The sequence below is a fragment of the Moorena sp. SIO3I6 genome (assembly GCF_010672095.1).
In genome coordinates this window covers 1-25,180 of sequence record NZ_JAAHHU010000057.1, presented here as the reverse complement: position 1 = coordinate 25,180, position 25,180 = coordinate 1, and the positions used below count along the sequence as shown (strand labels likewise).

The window sequence follows — 25,180 nt, the reverse complement described above, 5'->3', positions numbered from 1 at the left end:
CTGAGGAGGTCTAATCTCTGGTGTAATATCTCTGGTCTAATTTATATAGATAGAGTTTAACCAAATCAACTCATTTCTAGATATAGCTGTACATATAGCTTGAGTGCCTAAGTCCTATTTAAGCATCCTTGAAGGAGGCTACTGAAAGTAGGCTGAGTACTGAAGCCGGATCATCAACAGTAGGGCTGGTTAGCTGAACATTGTCAATGATGAGTCCAGACTGAGTTTGATTACTCAATTCATTCACAACACCAAAGCCTAGGCTGTAGGTTCCAGCAGTAGTGAAGGTATGAGTAAATGCTTTAAATCCGGTTTGGTTGTAAAAGTTGTTCGGTGCTTGACTAAAGACCCCTAGGATTGGGTTAGCTAGTTCATAGACAATTTGGGACTTGGGAGAACTAAGGCAGAAGAAAGCGAAGTCGGCAACAATAGCCTCATCTCCCACGTCTTCATTGGTGAAAAAATTCCAATCAAAGGTTAAGCTATCACCAACACCAGGGGTAATCATTTGTTGGATAGCAGCACCTCTGACTACCTTGCTAGAAGTACCACATATGCCAACGGTGTCTAAAATTTTCTGGGCAATACAATCGAGAGTTCCTGTGGACAGGTATAAAAACTCCTCTAGTTTAGAGGCTGATGGGGCTTTTGGCTGGCCTGTTCTGGTGACTTCCTTATTGCTAGTTCTTAGTAAAAGCTGCTTTTCTCCCTCTGTTGGAGTAATGCCAAAACTAGCTCTTTTGATCCCACCTGGTCCTAACTTTTGCCAGCCTTTAAGTCCTTCTTCAAAGCCACCATTAACTAGTTTAACTGGTTGCTCAGCACTAGAAAAACTAGACGAGTCAACCAGATAGTTGATGTCTTTTCTTAAAGTGGACTGTTTTGGCATTTGAGACGTGGACATAAAATTAATTTTTCTAGAACGCTAAAGGTTGAAACGACGATGATTCCAGAAAAATCAGAGGCAATCTTAACTTTTGACATGAGCACCAACCGTATGAACACCCTGATTAATCTGATCAGTTTGATGATCGTCTAATGACTAATGAACGTATTGTGTAAATTTTTACACGGTTGTTTCCTTAAAAGTCAATGTATCTAGGTAATCTTTACAAGATATTTATATTTGGATATTTATTCATTAAGTTTCCGAGAAGAAACGATTAACTATAACCTTGAAAAATTAAAATTATAGTTTTGATTTGTCACTAAGCTTCCAATGTCAATATTTTGTCAAGGAATCTGTTCAATTCAGGTTAATTCCTTACTGTTCCAAAATCAGAGCAAAAGGAACAGCAAAGATTGTTCAGCTTTTTTAAAGTTTTCCTATTTATTTTTTATAGTTAAAGTTTCGCTCAAGTTGCTTCAAGATTTTATACATTTCTGGAAGCCGATTGTAGATGGCAGATATTTTTAGCCAGAGTTTGTTGGAAATAGCAGGATAGCCAGACACTACACTTCCGGGTTCTACATCTTTGTGGATTCCAGATTTAGCGGTCACAATTGCTCCATCCCCAACATTCACTTGATTCGCAATTCCTACCTGACCCGCCAGCAGCACTTGATTACCCACTTTCACTCCTCCAGATAATCCGACTTGGGCTGCCAAGGCACAGTTTTGTCCCACCTCGGAGCCGTGACCAATATGTACCAAATTATCTAATTTAGTGTTGCGTCCAATGCGGGTTTCCCCAACCGCTGGACGGTCAATAGTGCTGTTACAGCCAACTTCCACCCCATCTTCTAAGACCGTGTAGCCAGACTGTTGCATTTTATACCACCCTTGGGGGGTTGGAACAAAGCCAAACCCTTCAGCACCAATGACTGCACCACTATGAATCACACAATCGTTACCAATGTGGCTCCGTTCATGAATAGTGCAGTTGGCATGTAAGACAGTGCGATCGCCTATGTCTACTTCAGGATATATTACTACATTAGGATGGATACAAACCTGATTGCCAATCTTTACCCCTGCTAAAATTACGACGTTGGGTCCAATATAGACATCATTTCCTAACTGAGCATCTGGGTCAATCACTGCACTGGGGTGGATGACTGGTTCTGGTTGAAAAGGTTGATAGAAACATGCGATCGCATGAGCAAATAGCAATCTCGGTTCAGATGTCCCTACCCAAGCAATACCTCTTTCTGTCGCTTTTGCCTGTAATGCTTCATCCAGAGACAAAATTAAGGCACTCGCCTGGGTTTTTTCTACCATGTGGGCAAACTTGGGTCCCTCAATATAACTGAGAGTGCCTGGGGTGGCTTTATCGATGGGAGCAACTCCGGTAATTTCAGGGTTAAGCTCTGTATCGCTATTCAGGCTATGGCACAAAGACGCTGTATTACCCAGGTGTTCTATTAAAAGACTAAATTTCATGGCTCAGCAATGGGTGGGTGTGGAATTTGACCAAAATTTTGGGTTTCAAGCCTGGCCTTGGCCAAAAGGCCACGCGGGGCGCGTTTGGCCACGCTACGCTAACGCCCATAAGCGGGGGACTTTTAGTGTATAATATGTTTAAGTGTGTAGAAAGCGCACAGGCAGGATTCGTCGGTACTGCCCTATTTAATAACGAGCGTAATGCGCATGCTAGTACACGAAGCGCGAAAAACCTCGCCGGTGCGCTTGACCTATTAAGAATTAAATTCGCCACGGGTCGCACCGCTAAAACGCATGGATCTGCCACGGATACCGAACACCAGTAAAATACAGTTTCGTGCATATTTTTAGCTGTCCGGCAAAAGAAGCCCCACACCTAATGCATAGCATTAGGTGTGGGGCTTCTTTTGCACAGGGTATTATAAAATTGCTATAATATATTTACTGATAAACAAAGCCGTTCGCGAAGCGTGGCCAAAGGCCTTAAATGCTGGGCAAGTCAGACACCTACGTTCCTTAAAAATAGAACTTATTGTATTGTTCCGGCGCGGAGGGGCATCCCGGAGACGAAACCTGATCAGAGCGATGCAGTCGGCCAAAGGGGGTTTCCCCCATGAGCGACTGCATCAAGACAGGGTCGCCTTAATCATAAAGTTTTAACCAAAGGTGCGCTTTCCGTTGGCGAATTAAATTCGCCACGGGTCGCACCTCTTTTATGCATAGCCGACTAACCATAAAGGCGACCCTCTTTAAGCGGTAACTTCTGACCGTGTCGTTAATAAAGCAAGCCTACGTATCCGTTCGCGCAGCGTCGGCGAAAGCCGATACCGTTGGGTGGAGTTGGCAAGAAGCCTACACGCTCACTCGTTCGCGGAGCGGCTCTGTAAGAGCAGAGTTAGTGTAGGAGTATGTCACTTAGATTGGGTTTTCCTGGGGATTAACTTAATCCATGACTCCGATTGCCCTTGGATGATTGAGTCATTAGTCTACAAGTTTCTTAGTTCCATCTATAGATGGAACTAATTAAGACCTCGAAAGTTTAATGACTAATGACTAATCAATCATGTCTGGTGGTGCTATAGTAAAGTTGATAAAACTTTTGGGGTTTCCTGTAACTGTGGTAAACCATCAGACTGTTGAGGATCTGGTGGACTAAGATAGACTAGTAAGTTAAGCAATATTGTGATAGTAAGCGCCTGAAAAACTTTCTTAAACACGAGCCACACTCCTCATTCCTAATATTTAGTCTTGGTGAAACAATCGGAAACGATGCTACTTGACTGAGATACGAACTTTCTAAAAATTGATACACCCGTGAAGGGAATTAACTCTACCAGTTTATTTAAGCAACCATATAAGTGCCAAGTTATATGTTCCGCCTCAGTGACTGGCACAGTGCAAAGGGTTGATTCTAAATCATTCTGTGTAATTTAATAGATTAGGGGTAGCCGAGATTAGAACCAAAGCAACAGTTTGCTAGTCGCTACAATGTAAAGAAAAACCAATCTAGCAGCCACCTTGGGTCAGTACCCCACTCTTGCCTAGACAGGACTCCCTAGCCTAGTCATGGAAGATAGCTGACCAGCCTAAGACCTGCTGTAGGTTATGGGAAGTCTAGGTTATCTGCAAGGGTGAAAGTTCCTACCTTAGGATGGAATGACAGTCCGAAGCTGATTAACCAGATCCTTAAACAGTCCTACAAGGGGTAAGACAGTGCCATTCTACATTCTGACAGGATAGTACCTACCGATAACAAGCCGCGAGGCAAACATGAGGTTCTGCTTCGATAGGCTATGAAGGCTGTTAACAGGAACGGGTATGAACTGCATCTGTTCTCCCCACATTAGCTCCAAGACGGTTTTAACCGCCCTTTTCCTTTGTTTTTCCTCCCCAGTCGCCCATACACGGGGTTTGCAAATTTCACGCTTATTTTTTATGATTCCTACAGTTATCGAGCAATCCGGTCGTGGCGAACGTGCCTTTGACATTTACTCTCGTTTGTTGCGAGAGCGCATTGTATTCCTCGGACAACAGGTTGATTCTGACTTAGCTAACTTAGTGGTTGCCCAATTACTCTTTCTAGAAGCCGATGACCAGGAAAAAGATATTTACCTGTACATCAACTCTCCTGGCGGTTCAGTGACTGCGGGCATGGGCATTTTCGATACGATGAATCAAGTTGCTCCGGACGTATGCACTATCTGTGTTGGACTAGCAGCTAGTATGGGGGCTTTCTTACTCAGTGCTGGTGCTAAGGGTAAACGCATGAGCTTGCCTCACTCCCGGATTATGATTCATCAGCCACTGGGAGGAGCACAGGGACAGGCAAGCGATATAGAAATCCAAGCAAAAGAAATCCTGTACCACAAGCAGCAGCTAAACAAGTATTTAGCAGAACATACCGGTCAGCCACTGGAAAGGATTCAGGAGGATACCGAGCGGGATTTCTTTATGTCAGCGACTGAGGCTAAGGACTATGGTTTAATCGACCAGGTCATTGAGCGACGTCCCATAGCAACCCCTCTCCCAACAAACTAATGTCTTAGTTGACACTCCCTGCTCGCCCATAGACGGGGAGTGTCAACTAAGACGTTAGTTTGGGGAGATGCTAAAGCGATCGCTAACCAAGTCCGGACTATTACTGAAGTGACTCCCGAAATTAACAATCGGCAGTTAATCACCTACCGTAAGCGCTTATGTTGTCAGGGATTTCTGTTATTTCCCTAGTAGTTGGCGGTATTGGTGTGATGAATATGATCTTAACCTGAGTTCGATGACAGAAATTCAGAAGTTTTGACTCCAATCCATGAGACAGTAGTCAGGAGTCAGGATAAGAATTCATAATTATTGGTTATAATACAGAATTTAACGTCGTTAAATAGCTTATTAGATTATCCGAAAAAATTGATTTTATCAATGATAATGAATCATGGCTTCTGGCTCGAAGTTACTTAAATCTACCGACACCTGAGTTCTATCGAAATCACGTTGAATAGTTAAAAGTATGAGACAATTTTAGCCATAAGCAATCCAGGTTTTCTGGTAATAGGAAACTAATTTAAAATCTATCGATGTGTTACATAAGACTGGGGAAGGATCAGCTAAGCAAAGCGATGCCAAATAAAAGCACACCAAATAAAACCACAATCAAACCAGTATCCGTGCAGAAGCAGTTTCCCTTGACTACTGTAGGGGCACTTGTTGTCAATCCTAGTAGAAGAGTGTTAATTGTAAAAACTACTAAGTGGAAGGGTTTATGGGGTGTACCGGGAGGTAAAGTAGAATGGGGCGAAACCCTAGAATCGGCACTTCTAAGGGAGTTTCGAGAAGAAGTTGGTCTAGAGTTAACCCAAGTGAGCTTTGGGTTGTTACAAGAAGCGGTGCTAGACTCTAACTTTGTCCGAGAAGCCCATTTCATTATGGTCAACTACTATGCATTCTCTGCTAGCGAAACGATAACGCCCAACGAAGAAATTGAGGAATGGGTATGGGTTACTCCCCAAAAGGCAATGGAGTATCCCCTCAATACCTATACTCGCGTGTTGATTGAGGATTATCTGCAAAGGCAATTACTTGGTAAAACCTACTAGCGAAGTATCAGACAACAACTCAACTCCAGAACAGTCTAGCTTTTGAACCAGTTGAAAAATACTCTGTCCCGAGACTGGTTCTACCCAATCAGGAGCAATTTCTACCAAGGGCACTAGCACAAAAGCTCTCTGTCTCATACGCGGGTGAGGGATTTGGAGCTCAGGTGTCTGTAGAATCAAATCATCAAATAAAAGTAAATCTAGGTCTAGGGTTCGTGGTCCCCAATGTTCCTGACGGACTCTACCAAACTCTTGTTCAATTCCTAGCAGAGTCTCTAGCATTTTCTGGGGACTTAGTTGCACTTCCAAAAGGGCACAACCATTGATATAATCAGCTTGTGGCGGTCCAACTGGTGCAGTTTTATACCAACTAGAACAGAATTTTACGGTAACGCCTAGGGTTTGGTCGAGTTTTCTGAGGGCAGCTTCTAGAATGGCACGAGAGTCACCCAGGTTACTGCCAAGAGCGATCGCGCTCAATGAAAGCTTTGTGGTTACCAATTTTCCAGAGTTATAGACCATCGACCTTCATCGGTTGACACAGCAGCTTTAGACCACGCCTCAATGGGACTGATTATCACTTATGTTGCATTGACGAGAAGATTCACCCTTCCCAAAGTGGGTTAACCCATTACCTGTTCTATTGTATGGGGGTTTTTGAGACTCCCCATGCCTAGAAGGCTGGGGATTCTAGTTTCAAGCACGTTTCTGGCAACGCCGTTACGGGAAGCGTCTCTTGGTGTGTTCATTCCTTTTTATTGTTACTCAATCATGCTTGGGACCATAAACTTCACGAGCTTTTTTCGTACCCGATAACCCCTTCTTCTTTTTGTAAATTTTGCGTTGGGAGCCTTTAATATCTTTCTCGGCTGTATTATGACTGTTCAGGTATTTGGAAAACCCATATTCACTACCTAATCGAGTATTGTACGCGGTGTTGCTTTTTCTTAGGAACACCGGGATGGTCGAGCCAGTATCTAAGTACTTTATTGCGCACAAATTGAGATGTCCGAATAGCTTCATCTATTGCTTTAGCTTGAGTTTTTTTGACTACAGCCTTGTATGCCAGTACCAACATGCTTGCTTTACCTCCTTGTTTGTGTTAACTTACTCATGATATACCTTATGCACTTCACAGTGCGGAAGGTAAATTAGAAACTTGGGGCTTGTGGTCTCCTGTTTTTGGTCAGAAAGCTTGTTTTCTGGTTTGATAATAGAAATCATCTAAGTAACACAATGGACTTAAGGGGAAAAGTGGCCCTTATAACTGGGGGTGGCATTCGGGTAGGGCGTGCTCTTGTTATCGCTCTTGCTAAAGCTGGGTGCGATGTCTTTATTCATTACGGACGCTCTGCTGATGCAGCTGCTGAAGTCAAAGCCGAAGCAGAGTCCTTGGGAGTGCGAGCTATTACCTACTCCGCTAATCTCGCCGACCCCGTGGCCACAGACACTATTATCCCTCAAGCAGTTGAAACCTTTGGAAAAATCGACATCCTGATTAATAGCGCTTCTATCTTCCCAGAAGAAGATCTATTTGCCCAGACTGATGTCGCTTTGTGGGATAAAATTTTTGCCATTAACCTTCGTGCCCCCTTCCAACTCAGTCAAGAGTTTGCCAAGCAACTTCCCCAAAATAGGAATGGCAAAATTATTAATATTAACGATGCTGGTATTGCCAAGCCAGATACTAACCATTTTGCCTATCGAATTACTAAACGGGGATTGTGGGATATGACAAAAATTATGGCATTGGAATTAGCCCCCCGCATTACAGTAAATGGTTTAGCGCTGGGACAAATTCTCGAACCTCCAGGTGACCCAGACCCTCAAGCTTTTATGGAAAATTATGCCCGTAAGTTTATTCCATTAAACATCCCTGGAAATACCAAAGTAGTAACGGACAGCGCCCTGTTTTTACTCGAACAAGATTTTCTAACGGGTAGCACGATTACGCTGGATGGTGGTCAATATATTTAGTATATTTACTTAAATAGCTGGCGGGGCGATCGCCTCTGTATTTTTAACCGTATTTTTCACCATAGTCACTTTCTCAGTGAGTTGGGGTGGCAGAAATGTTTAAGGGGATGGCACCTGAACTTGATGGGGAAAAGGGATGGTTCCGTTTTATCCATAATGACTGATACAATTACTGATAAAGTTATGGAAAAATTCCTGAACCATCTTAACTATAAAATCATATTAAAAGATAGGATATTTTTCGCGATTGCGTCTGGGTTTGTCAAGCTTTCCCATTGCATTGAGAATTAGGAATTGATAAATTACAATTGTTCCATTTCCAATTCAGACTTGAGCCAGTCAGCATGTCCGTTCTCAGTCATATCGAGAAATTCCTCAAGATTTTGGCAGCTTCCCGACTGCATATACTGACGGAACACACGATTGAGGCGTAGATTTTGGGAGAACTCCTCTATGGCTGCGCTGCGGATATCTTCAGTAAGATCAAGTTCCCCAGCATCCAGCAGTGCCAAAATTTTATGATAGGCTAGTTCGGCACTTTCAAAAGCTGTCGCTGATTGCGTCATAGAATTCTCACGCTTGTAGTATTGGTAAAGGGGCTGAGGATGGATTGCTATCTTTCCAACTCGGCTTAACAGCTCAAGATTGAACATAACGTCCGCAGCAAAGGGAACTTTAGTCCAACCTCGACCCAAAAATTTCCGGCGGAAAACTGGGAAAAAAGGCACACGAGGTTTGAGGATGTCGTCCGCCGTAGCAAAGGTAACCGTGGTGCGATCGCGGAAGGGACACTTGTACATAATTAGGTCAGTGTTGTACACGCCAGTGTTGTCGATTGCAGCACCATAGGTCATGGCCAGAGGAACCATTTCTGCTAGACGGTTTGCTTCATAGGCATCATCAGCATCTAGGTTGGCAATCACCTCCCCAGTAGAAATTGCTACCGCCGTGTTGCGGGCGGGACCGTCTCCACTGCCACACCCTCCTGTAAATGCTTGTTTCAATCGTGGATCGTTAATTCCTTGGCGAGATAGTAAGGATAAGTAGTCTACTCCATCGTCCGAACCGATCGCCACCTCCCAGTTTGAATAGGTCTGTGCTATAAGGCTTTTGATAGCTTGCGCGATTGTATTTTGGGCTTGGTATGCTGGAATAATAATGCTGACTAGGGGTTTATTTTTCTCAGGCATAGTTTTCTGACTCTATCGAAATTAAATCACTGAAAAGATTAAGGTTCATAGCTGGTTGCCTATTAATTATCACTATTAATTATCATATCAATTATCTCTGGTGATAGAACTTTCATGCCATTGCCCCAGAACCAAGTTGGATAAGGTGGTCAAGAGTACAAAAATCAAAATACCTAGACTACTAATCATAAACAAAGCAGCAAACATCCGGGGAATTTCGAGATTGTAGCCAGCAATTAGCATTTGATAAGCAATTCCTGAATTAGCACCGCCTGTACCGGCAACAAACTCAGCTACTATTGCTCCGATTAAGGCTAATCCACCACTGATACGTAATGCAGCTAAAAAATAGGGTAAAGCACTTGGTAATCGCAGATACAGCATTGTCTGCCAGCGAGATGCTTTGTAAAGCCGGAACAGGTCACTTAAGTTGGAATCGATACTATTTAAACCAAAAGTCGTATTAGAAATAATCGGGAAGAATGCTACAATCCAAGCACAAATTACCAAAGCAGCAAAGGTATTGTTCCTCAGCCAAATAATAATTAAAGGCGCGATCGCAGCAATAGGCATTGTTTGCAGAACGACTGCATAGGGATATAAGCTTTTTTCAATCCACTTACTCTGAGCCATTAACATGGCAATTAGCAAGCCTGAAACTGCTGCTGTTATAAAGGCCGCTACAGTGATTTTTATGGTGATCAGCAATGGCTGAAATAAACTGTTCCAGTCCCTAATTAATACCTTGATAATCAGCAAAGGACCTGGTAATATATAGGATGGCGTACTAGTCACTCGAACAGAGATATCCCACACCATCAACACCAGGATTCCCACTGCCACAGGGGCTATAATATCGATAGATAGCAAACGTTTCAATTTTAGCTTTGCCAGAACGAATGCTTTATTTTTTTTCATAAATAAAATTATTATATACCGTTTAATATAGCTGTAAAATTATAGCTGTAAAATTTATAGTCATATTTTTGATAATCATAATTTATCAGTTATGTCTAAATAATAATTTATAAATTATCACTCATAATTCATCCCTTTTGACAACTGCTCAGCCACCTTCTGACAATATTTTGTATAAACTAAGGATGTACGAAACTGTTCGTTACGTGGTGATGGTTCATCAATAGTTATATCCGCCACTACTCGACCTGGACGAGCTGCCATTACTACCACCCGATTGGATAGATATACGGCTTCATAAATATTGTGAGTCACAAAAACCACAGTCCAGTGTTTCTTACTCCACAAATCAAGTAACTCCAGGTTCAGCTTAGTCCGGGTGATATCATCCAAGGCTCCAAAGGGCTCATCCATCAGCAATACCTTGGGAGAAGTAACAAGAGCTCTGGCAATAGAGACTCGCATTTTCATGCCACCGGAGAGTTGACGGGGATAGGATTGGGCAAAACTTTCCAGTCCAACTAATTGGAGCGCTTCTTTAATAGCATTATCAGCCACTTTTTTAGAGACCCCAGCCAATTTAAGAGGCAAACGAACATTTCCCATTACCGTTGCCCAAGGCATTAGTGCTGCTTCTTGGAAGACAAAAGCTATCTCCTTTTGGTGGGCGCGATCGCTCCATTCTATGTTTCCCGAACTCATAGTGCTTAGTCCAGCAATGATGCGTAGCAGGGTACTCTTGCCACATCCCGATGGTCCTACCAGACTGATGAATTCGGACTTATTGATGTTGAGATTTAGGTCTTTTAGCGCTACAGTACCATTGTCAAAAGTTTTGTTGACATGGGTAAGAGAAATAGCTGGTTTTTGGTTCATCTATTGTCAGTTAGTAGCAATAGACTTCTTGCAGAAGTCGGAAGTAACAGGTAACAGCGGAAAAAAATTTATAAAAACAGTATCATAAAAATACTTTTGCAAGAGGTATAATCATTGCTTAAGAATCGGTTAATATTTGAACTTATCAATCTGGCTTGGCAAGACTAGATATAAATTAATGTATAATAACAATATCTAATTAACTTGGATATTAACATGTATATAACTCATATATAATGTTAACTAATTTTTTTTATAAAAATCTACTCCTTTATTGACAAATTCCAAGGTGTAGGCTTGTTTGTAATCAGTCTTTGCATCAAGTACACCAACCGTAACTAACTCATTGAACAAACTTTCCCAACGTTCATCGGTCATTGCCCCAATGCCAAGTTTTTCGGCATCGCCAGAGATGATAATACCATAGTCTTTAAGCTTATCCAGACCATAGGCAATGAGGTCATCCTTCATCTCTGGATTATCTTTTTTGATCAGCTCATTGGCTGGTTCGGGATTCTCTAGATAGCTATACCATCCTTTGATTGATGCATCAACAAATCGCTGCACCAGATCGGGGTTAGTTTCAACGAGTTTCTTCGTGGTTTCAATGGTGAAAGTATAGGGATTATAACCAGCCTCTGCTAAGGATAATATATTGGGCTTAAAGCCTCCTTCTTTTTCTATAATGTATGGTTCAGAGGTCAAAATCCCCTGTTGGGCTGAATTTTTATCTACTAAAAAAGGGCTAACATTGAAGTTGTAGGGGCGTTTCTGGTCATCTGTAAAACCGTATTTTGCCTTGAGTAGGGGCCAATAGGTTGTGATAGCTCCAGGAGCCATAAAAATTGGTTTACCTTTTAATTGTGCCAGAGAGTCATTGCCTACCCCTGGATGAGCCAATAGAATTCGTATTTCTTTTTGGAAGATACTTGCTACAGTAATTTTGGGAATGCCTTGTTGCACTGCTCTAATAGCATCAACAGCCTGTCCCATACTTAAATCAACTACTCCCCCCAGTAATAATTGGGTGGGATTGCTCTGAGGACCTGTTGGTTGTATAATAACATCTAGGTCATAATTTTGATAAATGCCAGTAGCGACAGCCTGATAAAAACCACCGTATTCTGCTTCAGCTTTCCACCCCAAAGCAAATTTTATTTGATCTAATTTACCTTTTTTTTCTGTAGTTAATGGTGTAGAGGTTTGATTATTACAAGCTGCCAAAACACTACTACCAAGAGTGATGGAGCTAAGTTTAAGTAATTGGCGACGCTTAATTTTATAGATTTCTTTCATATAAAACTTCAACCGGCTAGAGCAGTAATTGAGATGATCTGGTTGTGGTGGTTTGAAATGGTGCAGCTTTAGGCAAACTAGAACGGTCTGGTAGGGAAAAACCTTGAGTTTGGTATAGGTTCGCGATTAGCAGCTTCTATGATAGTGCGTAATTTACCTAAGTTACTACCGATAGCGATCGCATTAAGCTGCTACTCCCTAAGCTGTACTCACTAAGCTGTACTCACTAAGCTGGTACTTTGTACTTGCCATTTTTTATAAGCTCACTATCACTTTCGCGTTTAAACCCCAACAAACACACTGATAGAAATAATACCATACTCGCTCTAATTAATTAAATATAATCATATAGCAATATAAAAATATTACAGTAGCCATGGCTTTTAAGCTAACACGCATCTAAATTGAATCTGTTCATCTTATGAAACAAACCATGAAACCCTCTCCCCACCTCCATTTCCCCATCTCCCCATCCGCCTCAACCCAAAAATTAAGTGCGTGACAGCTTAGGCAGGGGATTGAGGTAGGTTCTCGACGAAAGAGGGAGTTACAATGAACGTGACGGTTTTTTCTGACAGCCATGAGGAGTTATTAAGAAAATGGAAGTAAAACTGGTTTTAGTGGTACTAACAATTGCTTTTACTGCTTTGTGCCTGTTTTTTGGGACTAAGAACGGATTTTATGATTCAGACGATTATCACGGCAACGGCTCTGCACACTAAGCTTCCAGTATTTACTTTAGCGGTCAGCTGCTGAGCTTTCAAAAAGCCTTCATCGTTTAGCCTTGGAAAAATCCATGCATCTGGCATCAAAGCAGAGGCTAAAGTCTAGATGCTGACCGATCGCGAAGCGTGGCCAAAGGCCTTAGAGCGGGGAGTGTAAGGGGGCTCACGGGGGTTTTCCCAAGCCCCTGCCTTCTAGGGATCGGGAGTGTCAAAAAATTAAAATCCTCACTTAGAGGTTATAGGAACTTCGCCAGTCCATGCCTACTTAACTCCCTACTGTGGTGATGTTGTTGGCAGCCCTTATCCCCTCTTGACTCTGACCTCGAAAGAAGGGAAACTAGTTGAGAACTACCCACACCCACCCTAAGGGGTAGGGTGTGGGATTTTCATAGACTCCAGAGTGACCTATAGGGTATATCCAGCATACAAACCCCTCTAAATTGCTACGGAGTGACAACTCTACCACGTTTGTTTTGACTGGGGAAGAATCCGTTGAATTTTCCGTTCAAGGAAGATGCAGCCTTAGTAAAAATAGTTCCACCTTATTTTCCGTTGGCGATCGCCGATGCTGTCTGCCTCTTCCAAGGCTTAATCATTCACCCTTCCCTGATTAGTAAGACGTGGGTTAACGGAGCCAGATTAGCTAAAATTTAAGTTGAAGCTCATGAGCAATCAACGCCCAGTAGCATCCTCTGATCAGGATGACCGATTAACCTGCTTTCCTTACGGTGTTGGTCATGGTGCAGAAGGGGTTTGTTTGTTGGTGCAGATGGGGCCACACCGCATTCTCCTTGATTGTGGATTAGAAGACATTTCCCCCCTACAGATCGATGGGATACCACCAGCCGATTTAGTCCTGTGTAGCCACGCTCACTCAGACCATACTCAGGGATTGCTGGCTCTTCACCAAACTTTTCCACAATTACCAATTTACGCCAGTGAGGTAACGACTCAACTATTACTACTCAACTGGCCGGAACTGCCTCCTGAAGATATTCCCCCATTTTGTCAAGCTCTGCCGTGGGCTACCCCTGTAGAATTCTGCGAGGGACTCACTGCTCAATTGTTCCCAGCTGGACACTTGCCAGGAGCAGCAGCATTTTTACTCACTTACACCACTCACCATCGAACTTACCGACTGCTTTACACCGGTGACTTTTTCCTGTCGAACTCGCGGCTGGTGGAGGGATTATCCCTTGAATCACTCAGGGGGACACAGCCGGATGTGGTAATTGTAGAAGGCAGTTATGGCACTGCTCGACATCCCCATCGGCGGCAACAAGAAAATCAACTAGTAGAGCGTATTGAGCAGGCAATTGCTACCAATAACTCAGTTCTGTTACCAGTGCCTACCTTAGGTCTAGGTCAAGAAATCCTCATGCTCCTACGCTCTCATCACCACTTTACAGGACGCGACCTGGATATTTGGGTCAATGGAACGGTGGCTGCTGGTTGTAATGCTTACTTAGAACTGCTGTCTCACTTTCCCACCTCAGTACAAAATTTTGCCCGACATCAAGCCTTGTTTTGGGATGAGCGGGTACGTCCTCGGGTGCGGCGGTTAGATCCCCAGCAGCGAGATGCTATCGGTAAATCTCCCTGTATTATCCTCACTGACTTAAACATGGATTGGAGGGAGTACTGGCAGCAAGAGAACCCTTCTTGGGTTGTCCTGCAACCGGAACATCTTAAATCGTTGGATCCAATGGATGACTACGGATGGCTTAAGGTTGAAACTTATCTGCTGGCTCAACATGGGGATTGTCTGGGCACCACCCAGTTGATTCATAATCTTCGACCTCAACATGTGATTTTTGTTCACGGCTCCCCTACCTACCTAGGTGATCTTGCTGGTTTGGAAGAGTTACAAAATCGATATCACCTCCATACGCCAGCAGCAGGAACACTCGTAGAACTTCCCATTGGTGATACCTTTATCAGACCAGCTCTACCAACGGAAACGAACTATGAAGGAGAGTTGAATGAATTAGATACACTTGTCTATATCACTCTTTCAAGGGCGATCGCAACGGATCCTCGTTGGCAAAATTTCGCTGATACTGGTTTAGTAGAAGCCCGCTGGCAAGGAGAAGAACTGGTCTTGCGGGGATTGTCACAACGAGAACTACTCAAACAAGGGGGTAAAGCCAAGATACCAATTAATATCGAGTGTTGTGGTAATTGTCTATACCAAAGAGGCCAGCGCTGCTGGAATCCAGCCTCAGCTCTCTATGGTTTTAAAGTAACACTGGAGGGGTACTGTCCAGTTTTTGAACGGATAGAACCCCTTGAGTAACGAATAGTTAAGGGCAAATTGCTAGCTAGTTGTGAGTTATCAATTTGCCCTTAACAGTTGTCCATTAACAATGAACAATCTAGTCCTGATTTAAGTCTTGGGAGCGGGGGTGAATTTGTTCAGCCTCCGGACAATCATCAGAGACTATCGGATCAACATTACCTCGGAAAACAGAAGCTAGCTTGTGACTCACAGAGCCTATGCTTTCCAAGCGGACCATTTCTTCCCAGGAACTGATCTCATCCTCTTCGTCTGTTTCATAACGAATTGTGACTAAATCTCCCTCGATATCAACAATGCGGGCGTGTTCAATCCAACGTTGCTGATCCCGCAAGAAAACGCAGACCTCACGACCATCGCAGCAGAGTTGATAAATCTTGCGGTGTAGCATATTCGGCTTCTCCTGTTGCAGATAACTCTTCGTTTTACTGGTGAAGTAAGCGGTTGCTTGAACTCTCCCCGGTTTAAAAACACGGGGATTCTAAGCTGATGTTGCTACGCGGCTTGAAACCGCGCTTGGCGCGCTTTCCAATGGCGAATAAGATTCGCCTTGGGTCGCGCCTCTTCGCAACGCTTACGATATGACCTGGATAGAGACTCCAATCCATATCGTTGCGGCACGTTCAAAGATGCCCTACTGACCTTGGCTAGGTTGATTTCTAGCTGTGTCGCTACTTTTAGTAACGGGATAAATCCCGATACGCTCCACGCCCACCCTGGCGAGCAATCCCTCGCCAGGGTGGCTAACTCTCGCTCGTGGCTTTTCTGTTTCTTTAGAAACAACTTTCTTTTGACATACTTCCCACGAATATAATTGGCGGGATTCTCTCCATCATTGTGATGATGAGATACAATGGAAGGTTATAATAAACCTGAACCACCAGAGTAGGAATACTCCAGATCCTTTGTTTGTTGGCTCTGGCGACTAAAATACCATTTACTTGAGTAGTCGAGCCGCCATCAGCAGCAAAAATAAATTCCAAGAATTTAAAGGATTAGCAATAATTGTAGCTCACTCCTCGTATCCCCAGCCCTAAAGGGTAGGGGTTGGCTTGAAATCATTTTTGGTTAACTTAACATGGAATCAAGCGGGTTTGTCTATTCCTTGTTAAAGATTAAAATAGCTTAATAGTCTTTTATGTTCATTGCTTGAGAGTAAGGCATGCATTAGAAGCGAGCTTGAGTTTGAGTTGATCAACGCTGCTCATGTCATTGATTACTTTTTTTATACATTGTTTTTATGCATTGTCTTGATGCAGAACGCGAGTTGGGGAAACCCCCTCAGGTCGGCGCTACATCCCTTAATTCACTAACCTACAGAGCCCTAACCCATTTCTCCTGCTTGCCAGCAATGGTGCTGTAGTCTTTAAGAGATGGTTTTTGGGGGTATGGTTACTCTATAGTTATTTGTAAACTTAGATTCCACTAGCATTCCTATCCAGAGAATGGAGTAAGAATTTCAAAAATACCCCAAGTTGAAACATAGGGGATTATGAGCGGATGTTGCTCAAGCGGTTAAAAACCGGCTACTAGCAACGTTCACAGTAGGATTTGACTCATACTGCTGTGGTGGTTTAAACACACTAGAAACGACCTCAGCTCAAAAAGAGCTGTGCCGTTACCTTTAGTCTTGTTACCTGTTAGGTTTCTCACCGACTTGGCTATTTATAGGATACAACAGGATAAATCCTACTGCTTATTAACATCGGCCTGGATAAAGCCTTCTGATCCAAGAAGCCAACATTTTGGTAGGTGTCTAGAGGTTTGAAATACCAATCATTGTGACATAGTGACAGATCCTAAACTTATTCTTTAGAATTAGTTTAGGCTTGGCCTTTGGCCACGCTCCGCGAACGCAACCAATCCGGCTATTGCTTAGGAGGCGCTGGGCTTTAAGAACGGACTGCCGAGAGACGAAACCTTAGATAGGGTCGCCTTTATGGTTAGTCGGCTATGCATAAAAGGGTTAAAACTTTTTGATTAAGGCGACCCTATCTTACGGTAACTTCAAACCCTGCCGCTCTGTTTTCTTGGTCTTTTTTTTAAGACTGTTGTGCTGACTTGCCCAGCATTTAAGGCCGTAGGCCACGCTACGCGAACGGCTTTGTTTATCAGTACATATATTATAGCAATTCCATGCATAACCTGTGCAAAATGCATCCCACACTCATAGCGAAGCACTGAGATGTGGGGCTTGTTTTGCTGTAAGCAAACAAACCAGCATTCTCGGCTTTGCTTGCTAGTAAATAGAATATAACATTTTTAAAAAGACCCTGTGCAAAATTCATCCCACAAGAAAGCGCGAACGCGCACCCGTGGCCATTCCCGTAGCTTGGCCCCCATAGGGTGCCAAGGGTCGCCGATTTGGGGATTCTTTTGCCGAAAGCTAATCCCTGTACGTGCTTGGCACTAAGCATGAATTTTGAAAAAAAAACTGCCAATCTGCCAACCTGCCATCGGTCGCAGTCAGAGTCACTCAAAAATAGGCTCTTGCTGTGACCAAAAGTGCTTAGGCACTCAATAGACTGATCAATCTGATTTTAAATCGTAAGGGAGAAAAGCCAGTGTTTGAGATCGTACGCAGTCAAGACCAATACGAAACTTACATTCTCACTGACCACAATGCCCAGTCTCGATTAGAAGTGGTTCCTGAACGGGGTGGCATTGTCACTCGGTGGAATATCCAAGGTCAGGAGATTTTTTATCTTGATGCTGAACGTTTTAAAGATCCCAATCTGAGTGTACGGGGTGGCATTCCCATCCTCTTCCCCATCTGTGGAAACTTAGTTAATGATACTTATACATACCTTGGCCAAGACTATACTCTAAAACAACACGGCTTTGCCCGTAATTTGCCTTGGGAGGTGACTGATAGTGCAACGAGTGACATGGCAGTGTTGACTCTCACCCTCAAGAGTAATGATCAAACTCGCTCTGTCTATCCCTTTGACTTCGAAGTTACCTTTACCTATCGATTAAAGGGCAACACCCTAGACATTGATCAGCGCTATACTAATCATTCCGCTGAACCGATGCCCTTTTCCACAGGTTTCCATCCCTACTTCTTGACGTCTGACAAAACTAAACTCGAGTTTGATATTCCTGCATCGGAGTATCAGGAGAAGCAAACTCAAGCAGTACATCCTTTCACTGGCAATTTTGATTTTAGCTGTGATGAAATTGATGTAGCGTTTGGGCAACTTAGTGATAAGAGTGCCAGTGTTACTGATCCCGAAAGGGGATTAGCGATCGCATTGACCTACACTGATGTTTTCTCGACGTTGGTCTTTTGGACAGTTCAAGGCAAGGACTTTTATTGCCTTGAACCTTGGAGTGCTCCCCGTAACGCTCTTAACACTGGGAAAAATTTAACTCACTTAGCTCCCGGAGAGAGTAGTGAGGCATCGGTGAGGCTAACGGCGAAATTTTTCTAAATTTCCCTAGACATTTCCTTATCAATGTGATATTCTTAGTAAAGGTATGTTTCAAAAAAGCTTACCGGGTCGCTAACTCAATGGTAGAGTACTCGGCTTTTAACCGATTAGTTCCGGGTTCGAGTCCCGGGCGACCCATTTTTAGCTAACTGTTAGTTAGCCGCATATGTCTATTGATACAAATTCTAGGTACTAGGTAGGTATTAGGTACTAGGTACAAGATGGGCAGTTGACCGCCTCTGTGCTTTAAGAGGGATACTTCCTGGGCTTGTCAGAACCCGCACTCGCCAACGAACCTTAAATTCTTGATCCCATCAGAAAGCTTAGGAGCTCTTCTCAAAACTCTTAGCAAAACTACCTATACTTTACTGTTTATCCAGATTTTTACTAGGGGTGCTTGGGGATTATTTTCTAGATTTGGTAATTTTTGTCAAGTTTTATAGACTAAGCTTTGTCTAGATGATCTGATCAAGAAATTTGAATAAAAGCTGCAAAATATCTTAAGATTATCTAAAGAATTAACCTGTCTTGATGCAGTCGCTCATGGGGGAAACCCCCAAGACCTCGCTGCATCGCTGTCTAGAAGCAACTAGATTGACATGTCTGGACTGGCGATTCTGTTCACGAGTCACTAGGGAGTGTCAGACGTGAGGCTTCTCGCCGGAATAGCTAACAAACAAAGTTAGGAGGAATATAATATGGCACTTGTACCCATGCGGCTACTGTTGGATCACGCAGCTGAGAACGGCTACGGGATTCCAGCATACAACGTTAACAACATGGAACAAATCCTGTCTATCATGCAGGCTGCTGAAGAAGCGGATAGTCCGGTAATCTTACAAGCTTCTCGTGGTGCCCGCAAATATGCAGGTGAGAACTTCCTCCGCCATCTGGTCACAGCAGCGGTGGAATCCTACCCTCATATTCCCATTGCCATGCACCAAGACCATGGCAATAGCCCAGCCACCTGCTATTCGGCAATTCGTAACGGCTTCACCAGTGTGATGATGGATGGCTCCTTGGAAGCTGATGCTAAGACTCCAGCCAGCTTCGATTACAACGTCAGTGTTACTGCCGAAGTAGTAAAAGTTGCCCATGCTATCGGTGTTAGTGTTGAAGGGGAACTGGGTTGCCTAGGTTCACTCGAAACCGGTAAAGGTGACAAAGAAGATGGTCACGGATTTGAAGGAACTCTGAGTCGCGACCAACTATTGACCGACCCCGACGAAGCAGTTGAATTTGTTGAGCGCACCCAAGTTGATGCTCTAGCTGTAGCTATTGGTACTAGCCACGGTGCTTACAAGTTCACCCGCAAGCCGACTGGAGAAATTCTTGCCATTAGTCGCATTGAAGAAATTCATAAGCGTTTGCCTAACACTCACTTGGTGATGCACGGTTCTTCCTCTGTGCCTCAAGAGTGGCTTGACATGATCAACCAGTACGGTGGTTCTATTCCTGAAACCTATGGTGTACCCCTTGAAGAAATTCAAAAGGGTATTAAGAGCGGTGTTCGTAAGGTTAACATCGACACAGACAACCGCTTGGCTATCACTGCTGCTATCCGGGAAGCTGCTGCCAAAGATCCTTCTAACTTTGACCCCCGTCACTTCCTCAAGCCTTCTATCAAGTATATGAAGCAGGTTTGCTTGAAGCGTTACGAAGCCTTTGGTACTGCTGGTAATGCTAGCAAGATCAAGCAAGCGACTATCGATGTTTTTGCAACTAAGTATGCCAACGGTGAGTTAAGTGCTGTGGCGAAAAAGGCTGTAACTGCCTAGTTTCTAACGCTTCACAGGAAAACCTTTGCTGTTTTGGTGAACCAAAAACAAGCAGAATTATTTGGGTAGCTGTTAAAGTTACCCAATTTTTTGTTATTAGTGATTAGTTATTAGAAAATTTGCTATTTTAAGACACCTACAGCTGTCTTTGATACTCTTCGAGAATATCGATTAGATCCATCTGACACTGCATGGGTAGCAAATCTGCTAGGGGAACTTGCCGTTTACCACCACCTAGCTTGACCTGAATGCTTTGCAGGATTGGCATCATCTGGTCTTCTGTGATTGTATTAGTGTTATCGATTAGTAGGGGATAAAATTGTTCAGCCAAAGTGGTATGTAGATGGGCATCCCTAAGGTAGAGATGCCATTTGGCTACATCAATATATACCTTGTCGCCAATTTCAGCAGCGAGAGTTTCAATTGCTTCTGTAGAAGTTGGATTAGCCATGGTAATTAGCTGTTTCTAATTAATTACATGTTGGGATATCTAAGGTATAACTAAAGTTGATGGTTGAAAGTTGAAAGTTGAAAGTTTAACTAAAGTTTATTTGCTGGCTTTCTGTTAACCGTCAACAGTTAACCGTCAACAGTTAACCGTCAACAGTTAACCGTCAACAGTTAACCGTCAACAGTTAACCGTCAACAGTCAAGAAAAAATCAATTACTACAATTATCTTCGGTGATTTCATCCTTGAGGGGATTCGGTTGGAGGTTCTTGAGTAGGCAGGGGGGTATAGTTTGCGATCGCAAATATATAAACCCCATGTCCTACTAAAATCAATCCCCACAGACCAGTAAACCAGTATGCCCAAGTCCATTGAGCATACTGTATAGTTCTGAAGAACCACACTCCGGAATTACAAGCAGCAAAAATTGCCACATGTACAGCAAAGTTCATGCGGTCATCTAGACGACGGTAGGCTGGATCACGTCGGTCAGGTTTACGAGGCCAACGAGGAGGCATAGATATTTGTCAGTTTTTAGTTGTGTAACGGCTTGGTCTGATACCAACCCTAGTCAGTTAATTTAATTTTAGAACCTAATGTTGGATTGAAGATGATCCGAACCAAACAGTTTGTTCCCTTAAATATTGCAGTCATGACGGTGTCCGATTCCCGTACCGAAGCCACGGATAAGTCGGGTAAGCTGCTGGTTGAGAGTTTAACCCAGGCGGGGCATCACTTAGCGGAAAAGGTTATTGTTCCAGACAACATCTACAAAATCCGTGAGGTGGTTTCCCGATGGATTGCTGATGAATCGGTACAGGTAGTGTTGACTACAGGAGGAACTGGTGTTACAGGTCGAGATGGTACACCAGAAGCGATTCAACCCCTGCTGGATAAGGAAATCCAGGGCTTTGGTGAAATTTTCCGCATGATTTCCTACCAAGAGATTAAGACTTCTACTATCCAATCTCGTGCCCTGGCTGGTGTGGCTAACGGAACATACATCTTTTGTCTGCCAGGATCTTCTGGAGCTTGTCGGACAGGTTGGGAGCAGATTATCAAAGAGCAACTCGATTTGGGCAATTCCCCCTGTAATCTCGTGGAACTGATGCCACGTTTGCGAGAAACCTAATCTTAGCCATAGATTTCCTGTTGAAAGGGTAATGGTTAACTGAGTGCTGAGCGTGCTGAGTGCGGAGAGTGCTAAGTGCTGATCCAACTTAACTTGAGATCATTCCTTAACTTAGCAATCGCCTGATATTTGGTAATCCCCGGATTTACCTCCGGTCTTACTCAACAGGCGAATCGATTCAATCGCGATAGACTTTTCCAACGCTTTGGCCATATCGTAAAGGGTCAAAGCCGCAACAGAAACTGCTGTTAGTGCTTCCATTTCGACACCAGTTTCAGCTTTAGTAGTCACAGATGCCTGAATCTGGTATCCCGGTAGTTGGGGGTCAGGTTCGACTTGAACTTCGATCTTGTGTAGGGGCAAGGGATGACACAGAGGAATCAGTTGGGAAGTTTGCTTTGCTGCGATAATCCCAGCCAGCCTAGCGGTTCCTAAGACATCACCCTTGGGGGCATTACCAGCTTGGATGGTGTTGAAGGTTGTGGTTTTCATCCGTACCTGAGCAGCGGCTACTGCCTGACGTTTGGTAAGCTCTTTGCCAGAAACATCGACCATCTGAGCTTGACCTTGACTATCGAGATGGGATAGCGAGCGATTGATTTCCACAAGAGTATTGCAAAATTTTTGATCTATGTGTTATGATAAGTAACTGTTGAGCCACAGAAAAGTGGCAGCAGTTAAGGGCTTGTAGCTCAGTGGACTAGAGCACGTGGCTACGGACCACGGTGTCGGGGGTTCGAATCCCTCCTAGCCCGTTTACTAAGCTAAGGCATTCTAGTGTCTATAGCATATAAATCCCGTTCACGACCGATGGAGAATCTGAGGGAACGGGATAAATTTTTGTTGGACTGGGTCATAAAGATAATCAGTGCCAAAAATGCTATACCAGCACTACAGGAGAAAATTCCTCGATATCCTAACAGGTCGGCGACATAACCAAAGATCGGCCCAGCTAGGCCAATCCCTAAATCAAACCCACTAATGCAGACAGCGAATACCTGACCCCGTTCGTCAGCAGAGGAGCGGTCAGCCATCAAAGCAGTCATCATCGGTATGAATAATCCAGTGCCAGCTCCTTCTAATAAACCAGCTAGTAAAAATCCAACTTCCGTATCAGCCTGGGAAATCATCAACATTGAGATGATATAGCAAACCACACTAACGGTGATAAAAAGTCCTCGTCCATACCGATCAGATGCCTGACCAGTTAATGCACGAATCACAAAACTAGCGATCGCAGCAGCTGTGAAAAACAATCCTGGATTGAGATTAATACCAGTCTCTCGAATAAACAGAGAGACAAAGCTAACTTTTGTTCCAAATACTATACCGAACAACAGCATTACCAAAGCTGGAATTCCAAGAGCAGGGCTGGTTAACAACTGCCATAGTTTGACCAATAGCTGCCAAATCGAGTTTAACCAAGATTTTGATTGTTCCTGCTCAGGTCTAGCAGACCTAATTGGTTCACGAATCTGACTCCCTAACAGCACACCCAGCCCACCTAGAGCCGCAGACACTAAGAATAAAACAGTGTAGCTAACCTCTTGTTGTAGAAAACCCCCCAGCGCTGGTCCGAGACCTAAACCAATCGATGTTGCCAAACTCATGTAACCAATTAACTCACCCCGCTTCTCAACAGGGGACAAATCGGTTACTAGAGCCATATAACCGATGGTAAACGCCGCAATACTGATGCCATGAAACACTCGAACCAGCATCAACAGACTAATCGACTGGGTAAATAGATAGCCCAAAGGCGCTAGAGCTACAGCGCTAGTACCAATAATTACTACCAGCTTGCGACCGCGCAGGTCTGCCATACGCCCCAGTGGGTTTCTAAACAGCAACAGACCAATGGCAAAGCAACCCATTACTAGCCCCACCTGTTGCTTGGTTCCACCCACGTCTTGAATATATTGCGGCAGGGTTGGCAACAAAGACGATAGGCTTGACCAAAATAGTAGACCAACAGTAAATAAAATCAGCAAACTTTGACGTTGCTGCCCTTCCAGGGTCTGAAAAACTTTCACGCGCTCTATAATCCTGACCAAACTGGCACTTGAGATAGTTAGATCACATCCGATTGAATAATCATCATAGTCCTTATGGGGTAATCAGTATTTGCCCTTTGGCTGATGGGTAATTGTCAATTACCCATCAGCCAAAGGGCTAACATCCAACAATCCAGGAACTATTTGGGAAGTGATTAACCGGACTTAATATTACTTCTCTAGTTTACTCTTCTTAACAATTTACCCAGAGGCTTAGACAGGGTGATGGGGTGATCGGCGTTGGGGGAAGAATATCACAACCTGTTTTTGTTCACAAATTAATTAAGATTGCGATGCTCTGAAAGAGCCGCTACGCGAGTCACGCGATCGCAGCAATAACTAAGCTCAAGCTTGGCTACCGGTAGCCCATAATGGAGCGCTTAATATGATAATAATTGTATTCCCGAAAGGGTTTGTAGAAGGGATAGGGGTCTTGCTGTTAGCACCTTTACAGGTTTTACTTTATCAAGGATAATTTTGACGGGGCCTGTGGCTTATGCGAAGCGTCACTATTTTCACTATTTTATTTAACGGTTTATGATCCTCTAATAATGGATTTTCTAGCCCAGTCTTTAGTATTCTCCAGGTAAGTCACCAGCATTTTCCATTCCCTAGCTTCTTTTGTCAAATCCTTAACATTGCTTAGGTAGACTAGAGTAATGCGGCGCTCTTCGTTATCAGAACAAAGCTCTAAAATCGTTTTGTATAGCTTTTGCCAATGGTCTAACCAGTTATCTTCAGTGGGATCAAAAATTGCCTCGAACAAATTACTCCATAATAACTCAATAGTTTTAATAGTTTTGAGATTTTCCTCGGTAGGCTTATCCCAGCCTACATGGCGCTGACGTAATACTTTAATAGGTGGGGGATTTTCACTCATAGACAGCAATTTACTCTTCAGTCTTTGGAGCTACATTCCTAGAATTCCGTGACATACTCCCACACTGAACCTGTAAGAGGATGTCTGAAAAGTGATTGACTACGCTAAACGTCTAAGCATAATCCGAATCATGGCAACTCGAATCATGGTTTCAGAAGTTGCTGGTAGAACTTCATAATCTTTGCTGAGACGACGACACCAG

26 protein-coding genes, 2 tRNA genes and 1 pseudogene are annotated in these 25,180 nt (G+C 43.6%); 12 read left to right on the top strand and 17 right to left on the bottom strand.

The window, feature by feature from the left end; translation table 11 throughout:
• Positions 1-118: 118 nt before the first annotated feature.
• Positions 119-904, bottom strand: a complete 786-nt coding sequence (locus tag F6K49_RS17795; RefSeq protein ID WP_293020407.1) for a hypothetical protein — start codon at positions 902-904, stop codon at positions 119-121.
• Between the two features lie 426 nt (positions 905-1,330).
• On the bottom strand, positions 1,331-2,383 hold the full coding sequence (gene lpxD / locus F6K49_RS17790; RefSeq protein WP_293020405.1) for a UDP-3-O-(3-hydroxymyristoyl)glucosamine N-acyltransferase: 1,053 nt from the start codon (positions 2,381-2,383) through the stop codon (positions 1,331-1,333).
• On the opposite strand from lpxD, the gene F6K49_RS17785 reads away from it, so the two are divergent.
• On the top strand, positions 2,382-2,516 hold the full coding sequence (locus F6K49_RS17785) for a hypothetical protein (RefSeq protein ID WP_293071604.1): 135 nt from the start codon (positions 2,382-2,384) through the stop codon (positions 2,514-2,516). The genes lpxD and F6K49_RS17785 overlap by 2 nt on opposite strands.
• 943 nt (positions 2,517-3,459) lie before the next feature.
• Here F6K49_RS17785 and F6K49_RS17780 read toward each other — a convergent pair.
• Positions 3,460-3,600, bottom strand: coding sequence for a hypothetical protein (locus F6K49_RS17780; RefSeq protein ID WP_293098696.1), 141 nt, complete (start codon positions 3,598-3,600; stop codon positions 3,460-3,462).
• 718 nt (positions 3,601-4,318) lie between these two features.
• Between F6K49_RS17780 and clpP the strand changes: the two genes are divergently transcribed.
• From clpP to F6K49_RS17765, 3 genes are all read left to right on the top strand, one after another.
• Positions 4,319-4,921: an ATP-dependent Clp endopeptidase proteolytic subunit ClpP gene (gene clpP / locus F6K49_RS17775; RefSeq protein WP_293071852.1), complete on the top strand. Its 603-nt coding sequence runs from the start codon at positions 4,319-4,321 to the stop codon at positions 4,919-4,921.
• Between the two features lie 39 nt (positions 4,922-4,960).
• Positions 4,961-5,110: a hypothetical protein gene (locus F6K49_RS17770; protein WP_293071851.1), complete on the top strand. Its 150-nt coding sequence runs from the start codon at positions 4,961-4,963 to the stop codon at positions 5,108-5,110.
• Between the two features lie 386 nt (positions 5,111-5,496).
• On the top strand, positions 5,497-5,973 hold the full coding sequence (locus F6K49_RS17765) for an NUDIX domain-containing protein (RefSeq protein ID WP_293071850.1): 477 nt from the start codon (positions 5,497-5,499) through the stop codon (positions 5,971-5,973).
• Here the strand turns inward: F6K49_RS17765 and folK are convergent.
• The 3 genes from folK to F6K49_RS17750 all read right to left on the bottom strand — a co-directional run bounded on the left by folK (position 5,953) and on the right by F6K49_RS17750 (position 7,051).
• Positions 5,953-6,495: a 2-amino-4-hydroxy-6-hydroxymethyldihydropteridine diphosphokinase gene (folK, locus tag F6K49_RS17760; RefSeq protein WP_293080430.1), complete on the bottom strand. Its 543-nt coding sequence runs from the start codon at positions 6,493-6,495 to the stop codon at positions 5,953-5,955. The genes F6K49_RS17765 and folK overlap by 21 nt on opposite strands.
• Positions 6,496-6,596: 101 nt before the next feature.
• Complete coding sequence (locus tag F6K49_RS17755) at positions 6,597-6,722, bottom strand: hypothetical protein (RefSeq protein ID WP_293051591.1); 126 nt, start codon at positions 6,720-6,722, stop codon at positions 6,597-6,599.
• Positions 6,723-6,883: 161 nt separating this feature from the next.
• On the bottom strand, positions 6,884-7,051 hold the full coding sequence (locus F6K49_RS17750; RefSeq protein WP_293051594.1) for a transposase: 168 nt from the start codon (positions 7,049-7,051) through the stop codon (positions 6,884-6,886).
• 176 nt (positions 7,052-7,227) lie between these two features.
• On the opposite strand from F6K49_RS17750, the gene F6K49_RS17745 reads away from it, so the two are divergent.
• Positions 7,228-7,950, top strand: coding sequence for an SDR family NAD(P)-dependent oxidoreductase (locus tag F6K49_RS17745; protein WP_293071848.1), 723 nt, complete (start codon positions 7,228-7,230; stop codon positions 7,948-7,950).
• Positions 7,951-8,252: 302 nt separating this feature from the next.
• Here the strand turns inward: F6K49_RS17745 and F6K49_RS17740 are convergent, their stop codons facing one another.
• The 4 genes from F6K49_RS17740 to F6K49_RS17725 all read right to left on the bottom strand — a co-directional run bounded on the left by F6K49_RS17740 (position 8,253) and on the right by F6K49_RS17725 (position 12,230).
• Complete coding sequence (locus tag F6K49_RS17740) at positions 8,253-9,140, bottom strand: glycosyltransferase family 2 protein (protein ID WP_293071847.1); 888 nt, start codon at positions 9,138-9,140, stop codon at positions 8,253-8,255.
• An 87-nt stretch (positions 9,141-9,227) separates the two neighbouring features.
• On the bottom strand, positions 9,228-10,058 hold the full coding sequence (locus tag F6K49_RS17735) for an ABC transporter permease (RefSeq protein ID WP_293020392.1): 831 nt from the start codon (positions 10,056-10,058) through the stop codon (positions 9,228-9,230).
• A gap of 117 nt (positions 10,059-10,175) precedes the next feature.
• Positions 10,176-10,934, bottom strand: a complete 759-nt coding sequence (locus F6K49_RS17730) for an ABC transporter ATP-binding protein (protein ID WP_293020391.1) — start codon at positions 10,932-10,934, stop codon at positions 10,176-10,178.
• A 243-nt stretch (positions 10,935-11,177) separates the two neighbouring features.
• Positions 11,178-12,230: an ABC transporter substrate-binding protein gene (locus F6K49_RS17725; RefSeq protein ID WP_293071846.1), complete on the bottom strand. Its 1,053-nt coding sequence runs from the start codon at positions 12,228-12,230 to the stop codon at positions 11,178-11,180.
• A 1,217-nt stretch (positions 12,231-13,447) separates the two neighbouring features.
• On the opposite strand from F6K49_RS17725, the gene F6K49_RS17720 reads away from it, so the two are divergent.
• A complete protein-coding gene (locus tag F6K49_RS17720; protein ID WP_158516950.1) occupies positions 13,448-13,609 on the top strand; it encodes a hypothetical protein in 162 nt (53 codons plus the stop codon).
• A gap of 10 nt (positions 13,610-13,619) precedes the next feature.
• Positions 13,620-15,251 (top strand): MBL fold metallo-hydrolase, encoded by a 1,632-nt coding sequence (locus F6K49_RS17715; RefSeq protein ID WP_293036949.1) that lies wholly within the window; start codon positions 13,620-13,622, stop codon positions 15,249-15,251.
• A 79-nt stretch (positions 15,252-15,330) separates the two neighbouring features.
• Here F6K49_RS17715 and F6K49_RS17710 read toward each other — a convergent pair whose 3' ends face one another.
• Positions 15,331-15,642: a DUF6679 family protein gene (locus tag F6K49_RS17710; protein WP_008182036.1), complete on the bottom strand. Its 312-nt coding sequence runs from the start codon at positions 15,640-15,642 to the stop codon at positions 15,331-15,333.
• Positions 15,643-17,815: 2,173 nt separating this feature from the next.
• On the opposite strand from F6K49_RS17710, the gene F6K49_RS17705 reads away from it, so the two are divergent.
• The 3 genes from F6K49_RS17705 to fba all read left to right on the top strand — a co-directional run bounded on the left by F6K49_RS17705 (position 17,816) and on the right by fba (position 20,463).
• Positions 17,816-18,685, top strand: coding sequence for an aldose epimerase (locus F6K49_RS17705; RefSeq protein WP_293098689.1), 870 nt, complete (start codon positions 17,816-17,818; stop codon positions 18,683-18,685).
• 66 nt (positions 18,686-18,751) lie between these two features.
• A tRNA-Lys gene (locus F6K49_RS17700) sits at positions 18,752-18,823 on the top strand.
• Between the two features lie 560 nt (positions 18,824-19,383).
• Entirely contained in the window at positions 19,384-20,463 is a 1,080-nt protein-coding gene (gene fba, locus F6K49_RS17695) for a class II fructose-bisphosphate aldolase (RefSeq protein WP_070390956.1), read from the top strand.
• A 136-nt stretch (positions 20,464-20,599) separates the two neighbouring features.
• On the opposite strand, the gene F6K49_RS17690 is transcribed toward fba, so the two are convergent.
• Both F6K49_RS17690 and F6K49_RS17685 read right to left on the bottom strand, forming a co-directional pair.
• The gene (locus tag F6K49_RS17690; RefSeq protein WP_071103773.1) at positions 20,600-20,914 is read right to left on the bottom strand and encodes a DUF3181 family protein; all 315 of its coding nucleotides are present in this window, start codon (positions 20,912-20,914) and stop codon (positions 20,600-20,602) included.
• Between the two features lie 237 nt (positions 20,915-21,151).
• The gene (locus tag F6K49_RS17685; protein WP_070390954.1) at positions 21,152-21,430 is read right to left on the bottom strand and encodes a 2TM domain-containing protein; all 279 of its coding nucleotides are present in this window, start codon (positions 21,428-21,430) and stop codon (positions 21,152-21,154) included.
• 92 nt (positions 21,431-21,522) lie between these two features.
• Here F6K49_RS17685 and moaB point away from each other — a divergent pair, with 92 nt between their 5' ends.
• Positions 21,523-22,044, top strand: coding sequence for a molybdenum cofactor biosynthesis protein B (moaB, locus tag F6K49_RS17680; protein WP_364301162.1), 522 nt, complete (start codon positions 21,523-21,525; stop codon positions 22,042-22,044).
• Positions 22,045-22,155: 111 nt separating this feature from the next.
• Here the strand turns inward: moaB and moaC are convergent, their stop codons facing one another.
• On the bottom strand, positions 22,156-22,650 hold the full coding sequence (moaC, locus tag F6K49_RS17675; protein ID WP_293020379.1) for a cyclic pyranopterin monophosphate synthase MoaC: 495 nt from the start codon (positions 22,648-22,650) through the stop codon (positions 22,156-22,158).
• A 75-nt stretch (positions 22,651-22,725) separates the two neighbouring features.
• On the opposite strand from moaC, the gene F6K49_RS17670 reads away from it, so the two are divergent.
• Positions 22,726-22,799 (top strand) — tRNA-Arg (locus F6K49_RS17670).
• 9 nt (positions 22,800-22,808) lie between these two features.
• On the opposite strand, the gene F6K49_RS17665 is transcribed toward F6K49_RS17670, so the two are convergent.
• The 3 genes and pseudogenes from F6K49_RS17665 to F6K49_RS17655 form a co-directional block, all read right to left on the bottom strand.
• Positions 22,809-24,077, bottom strand: coding sequence for an MFS transporter (locus F6K49_RS17665; RefSeq protein WP_293098684.1), 1,269 nt, complete (start codon positions 24,075-24,077; stop codon positions 22,809-22,811).
• Positions 24,078-24,633: 556 nt separating this feature from the next.
• Complete coding sequence (locus F6K49_RS17660) at positions 24,634-24,978, bottom strand: hypothetical protein (protein WP_293020376.1); 345 nt, start codon at positions 24,976-24,978, stop codon at positions 24,634-24,636.
• Positions 24,979-25,077: 99 nt separating this feature from the next.
• Positions 25,078-25,180, bottom strand: a pseudogene (locus F6K49_RS17655) (IS5/IS1182 family transposase); the annotation flags it as partial.

Coding starts and splice junctions, on each gene's coding strand:
- F6K49_RS17795 (WP_293020407.1), bottom strand. CDS start 904: ATGTCCACGTCTCAAATGCCAAAACAGTCCACTTTAAGAAAAGACATC.
- F6K49_RS17785 (WP_293071604.1), top strand. CDS start 2,382: ATGGCTCAGCAATGGGTGGGTGTGGAATTTGACCAAAATTTTGGGTTT.
- lpxD (WP_293020405.1), bottom strand. CDS start 2,383: ATGAAATTTAGTCTTTTAATAGAACACCTGGGTAATACAGCGTCTTTG.
- clpP (WP_293071852.1), top strand. CDS start 4,319: ATGATTCCTACAGTTATCGAGCAATCCGGTCGTGGCGAACGTGCCTTT.
- F6K49_RS17765 (WP_293071850.1), top strand. CDS start 5,497: ATGCCAAATAAAAGCACACCAAATAAAACCACAATCAAACCAGTATCC.
- folK (WP_293080430.1), bottom strand. CDS start 6,495: ATGGTCTATAACTCTGGAAAATTGGTAACCACAAAGCTTTCATTGAGC.
- F6K49_RS17755 (WP_293051591.1), bottom strand. CDS start 6,722: ATGAACACACCAAGAGACGCTTCCCGTAACGGCGTTGCCAGAAACGTG.
- F6K49_RS17750 (WP_293051594.1), bottom strand. CDS start 7,051: ATGTTGGTACTGGCATACAAGGCTGTAGTCAAAAAAACTCAAGCTAAA.
- F6K49_RS17740 (WP_293071847.1), bottom strand. CDS start 9,140: ATGCCTGAGAAAAATAAACCCCTAGTCAGCATTATTATTCCAGCATAC.
- F6K49_RS17735 (WP_293020392.1), bottom strand. CDS start 10,058: ATGAAAAAAAATAAAGCATTCGTTCTGGCAAAGCTAAAATTGAAACGT.
- F6K49_RS17730 (WP_293020391.1), bottom strand. CDS start 10,934: ATGAACCAAAAACCAGCTATTTCTCTTACCCATGTCAACAAAACTTTT.
- F6K49_RS17725 (WP_293071846.1), bottom strand. CDS start 12,230: ATGAAAGAAATCTATAAAATTAAGCGTCGCCAATTACTTAAACTTAGC.
- F6K49_RS17715 (WP_293036949.1), top strand. CDS start 13,620: ATGAGCAATCAACGCCCAGTAGCATCCTCTGATCAGGATGACCGATTA.
- F6K49_RS17710 (WP_008182036.1), bottom strand. CDS start 15,642: ATGCTACACCGCAAGATTTATCAACTCTGCTGCGATGGTCGTGAGGTC.
- fba (WP_070390956.1), top strand. CDS start 19,384: ATGGCACTTGTACCCATGCGGCTACTGTTGGATCACGCAGCTGAGAAC.
- F6K49_RS17690 (WP_071103773.1), bottom strand. CDS start 20,914: ATGGCTAATCCAACTTCTACAGAAGCAATTGAAACTCTCGCTGCTGAA.
- F6K49_RS17685 (WP_070390954.1), bottom strand. CDS start 21,430: ATGCCTCCTCGTTGGCCTCGTAAACCTGACCGACGTGATCCAGCCTAC.
- moaB (WP_364301162.1), top strand. CDS start 21,523: ATGATCCGAACCAAACAGTTTGTTCCCTTAAATATTGCAGTCATGACG.
- F6K49_RS17660 (WP_293020376.1), bottom strand. CDS start 24,978: ATGAGTGAAAATCCCCCACCTATTAAAGTATTACGTCAGCGCCATGTA.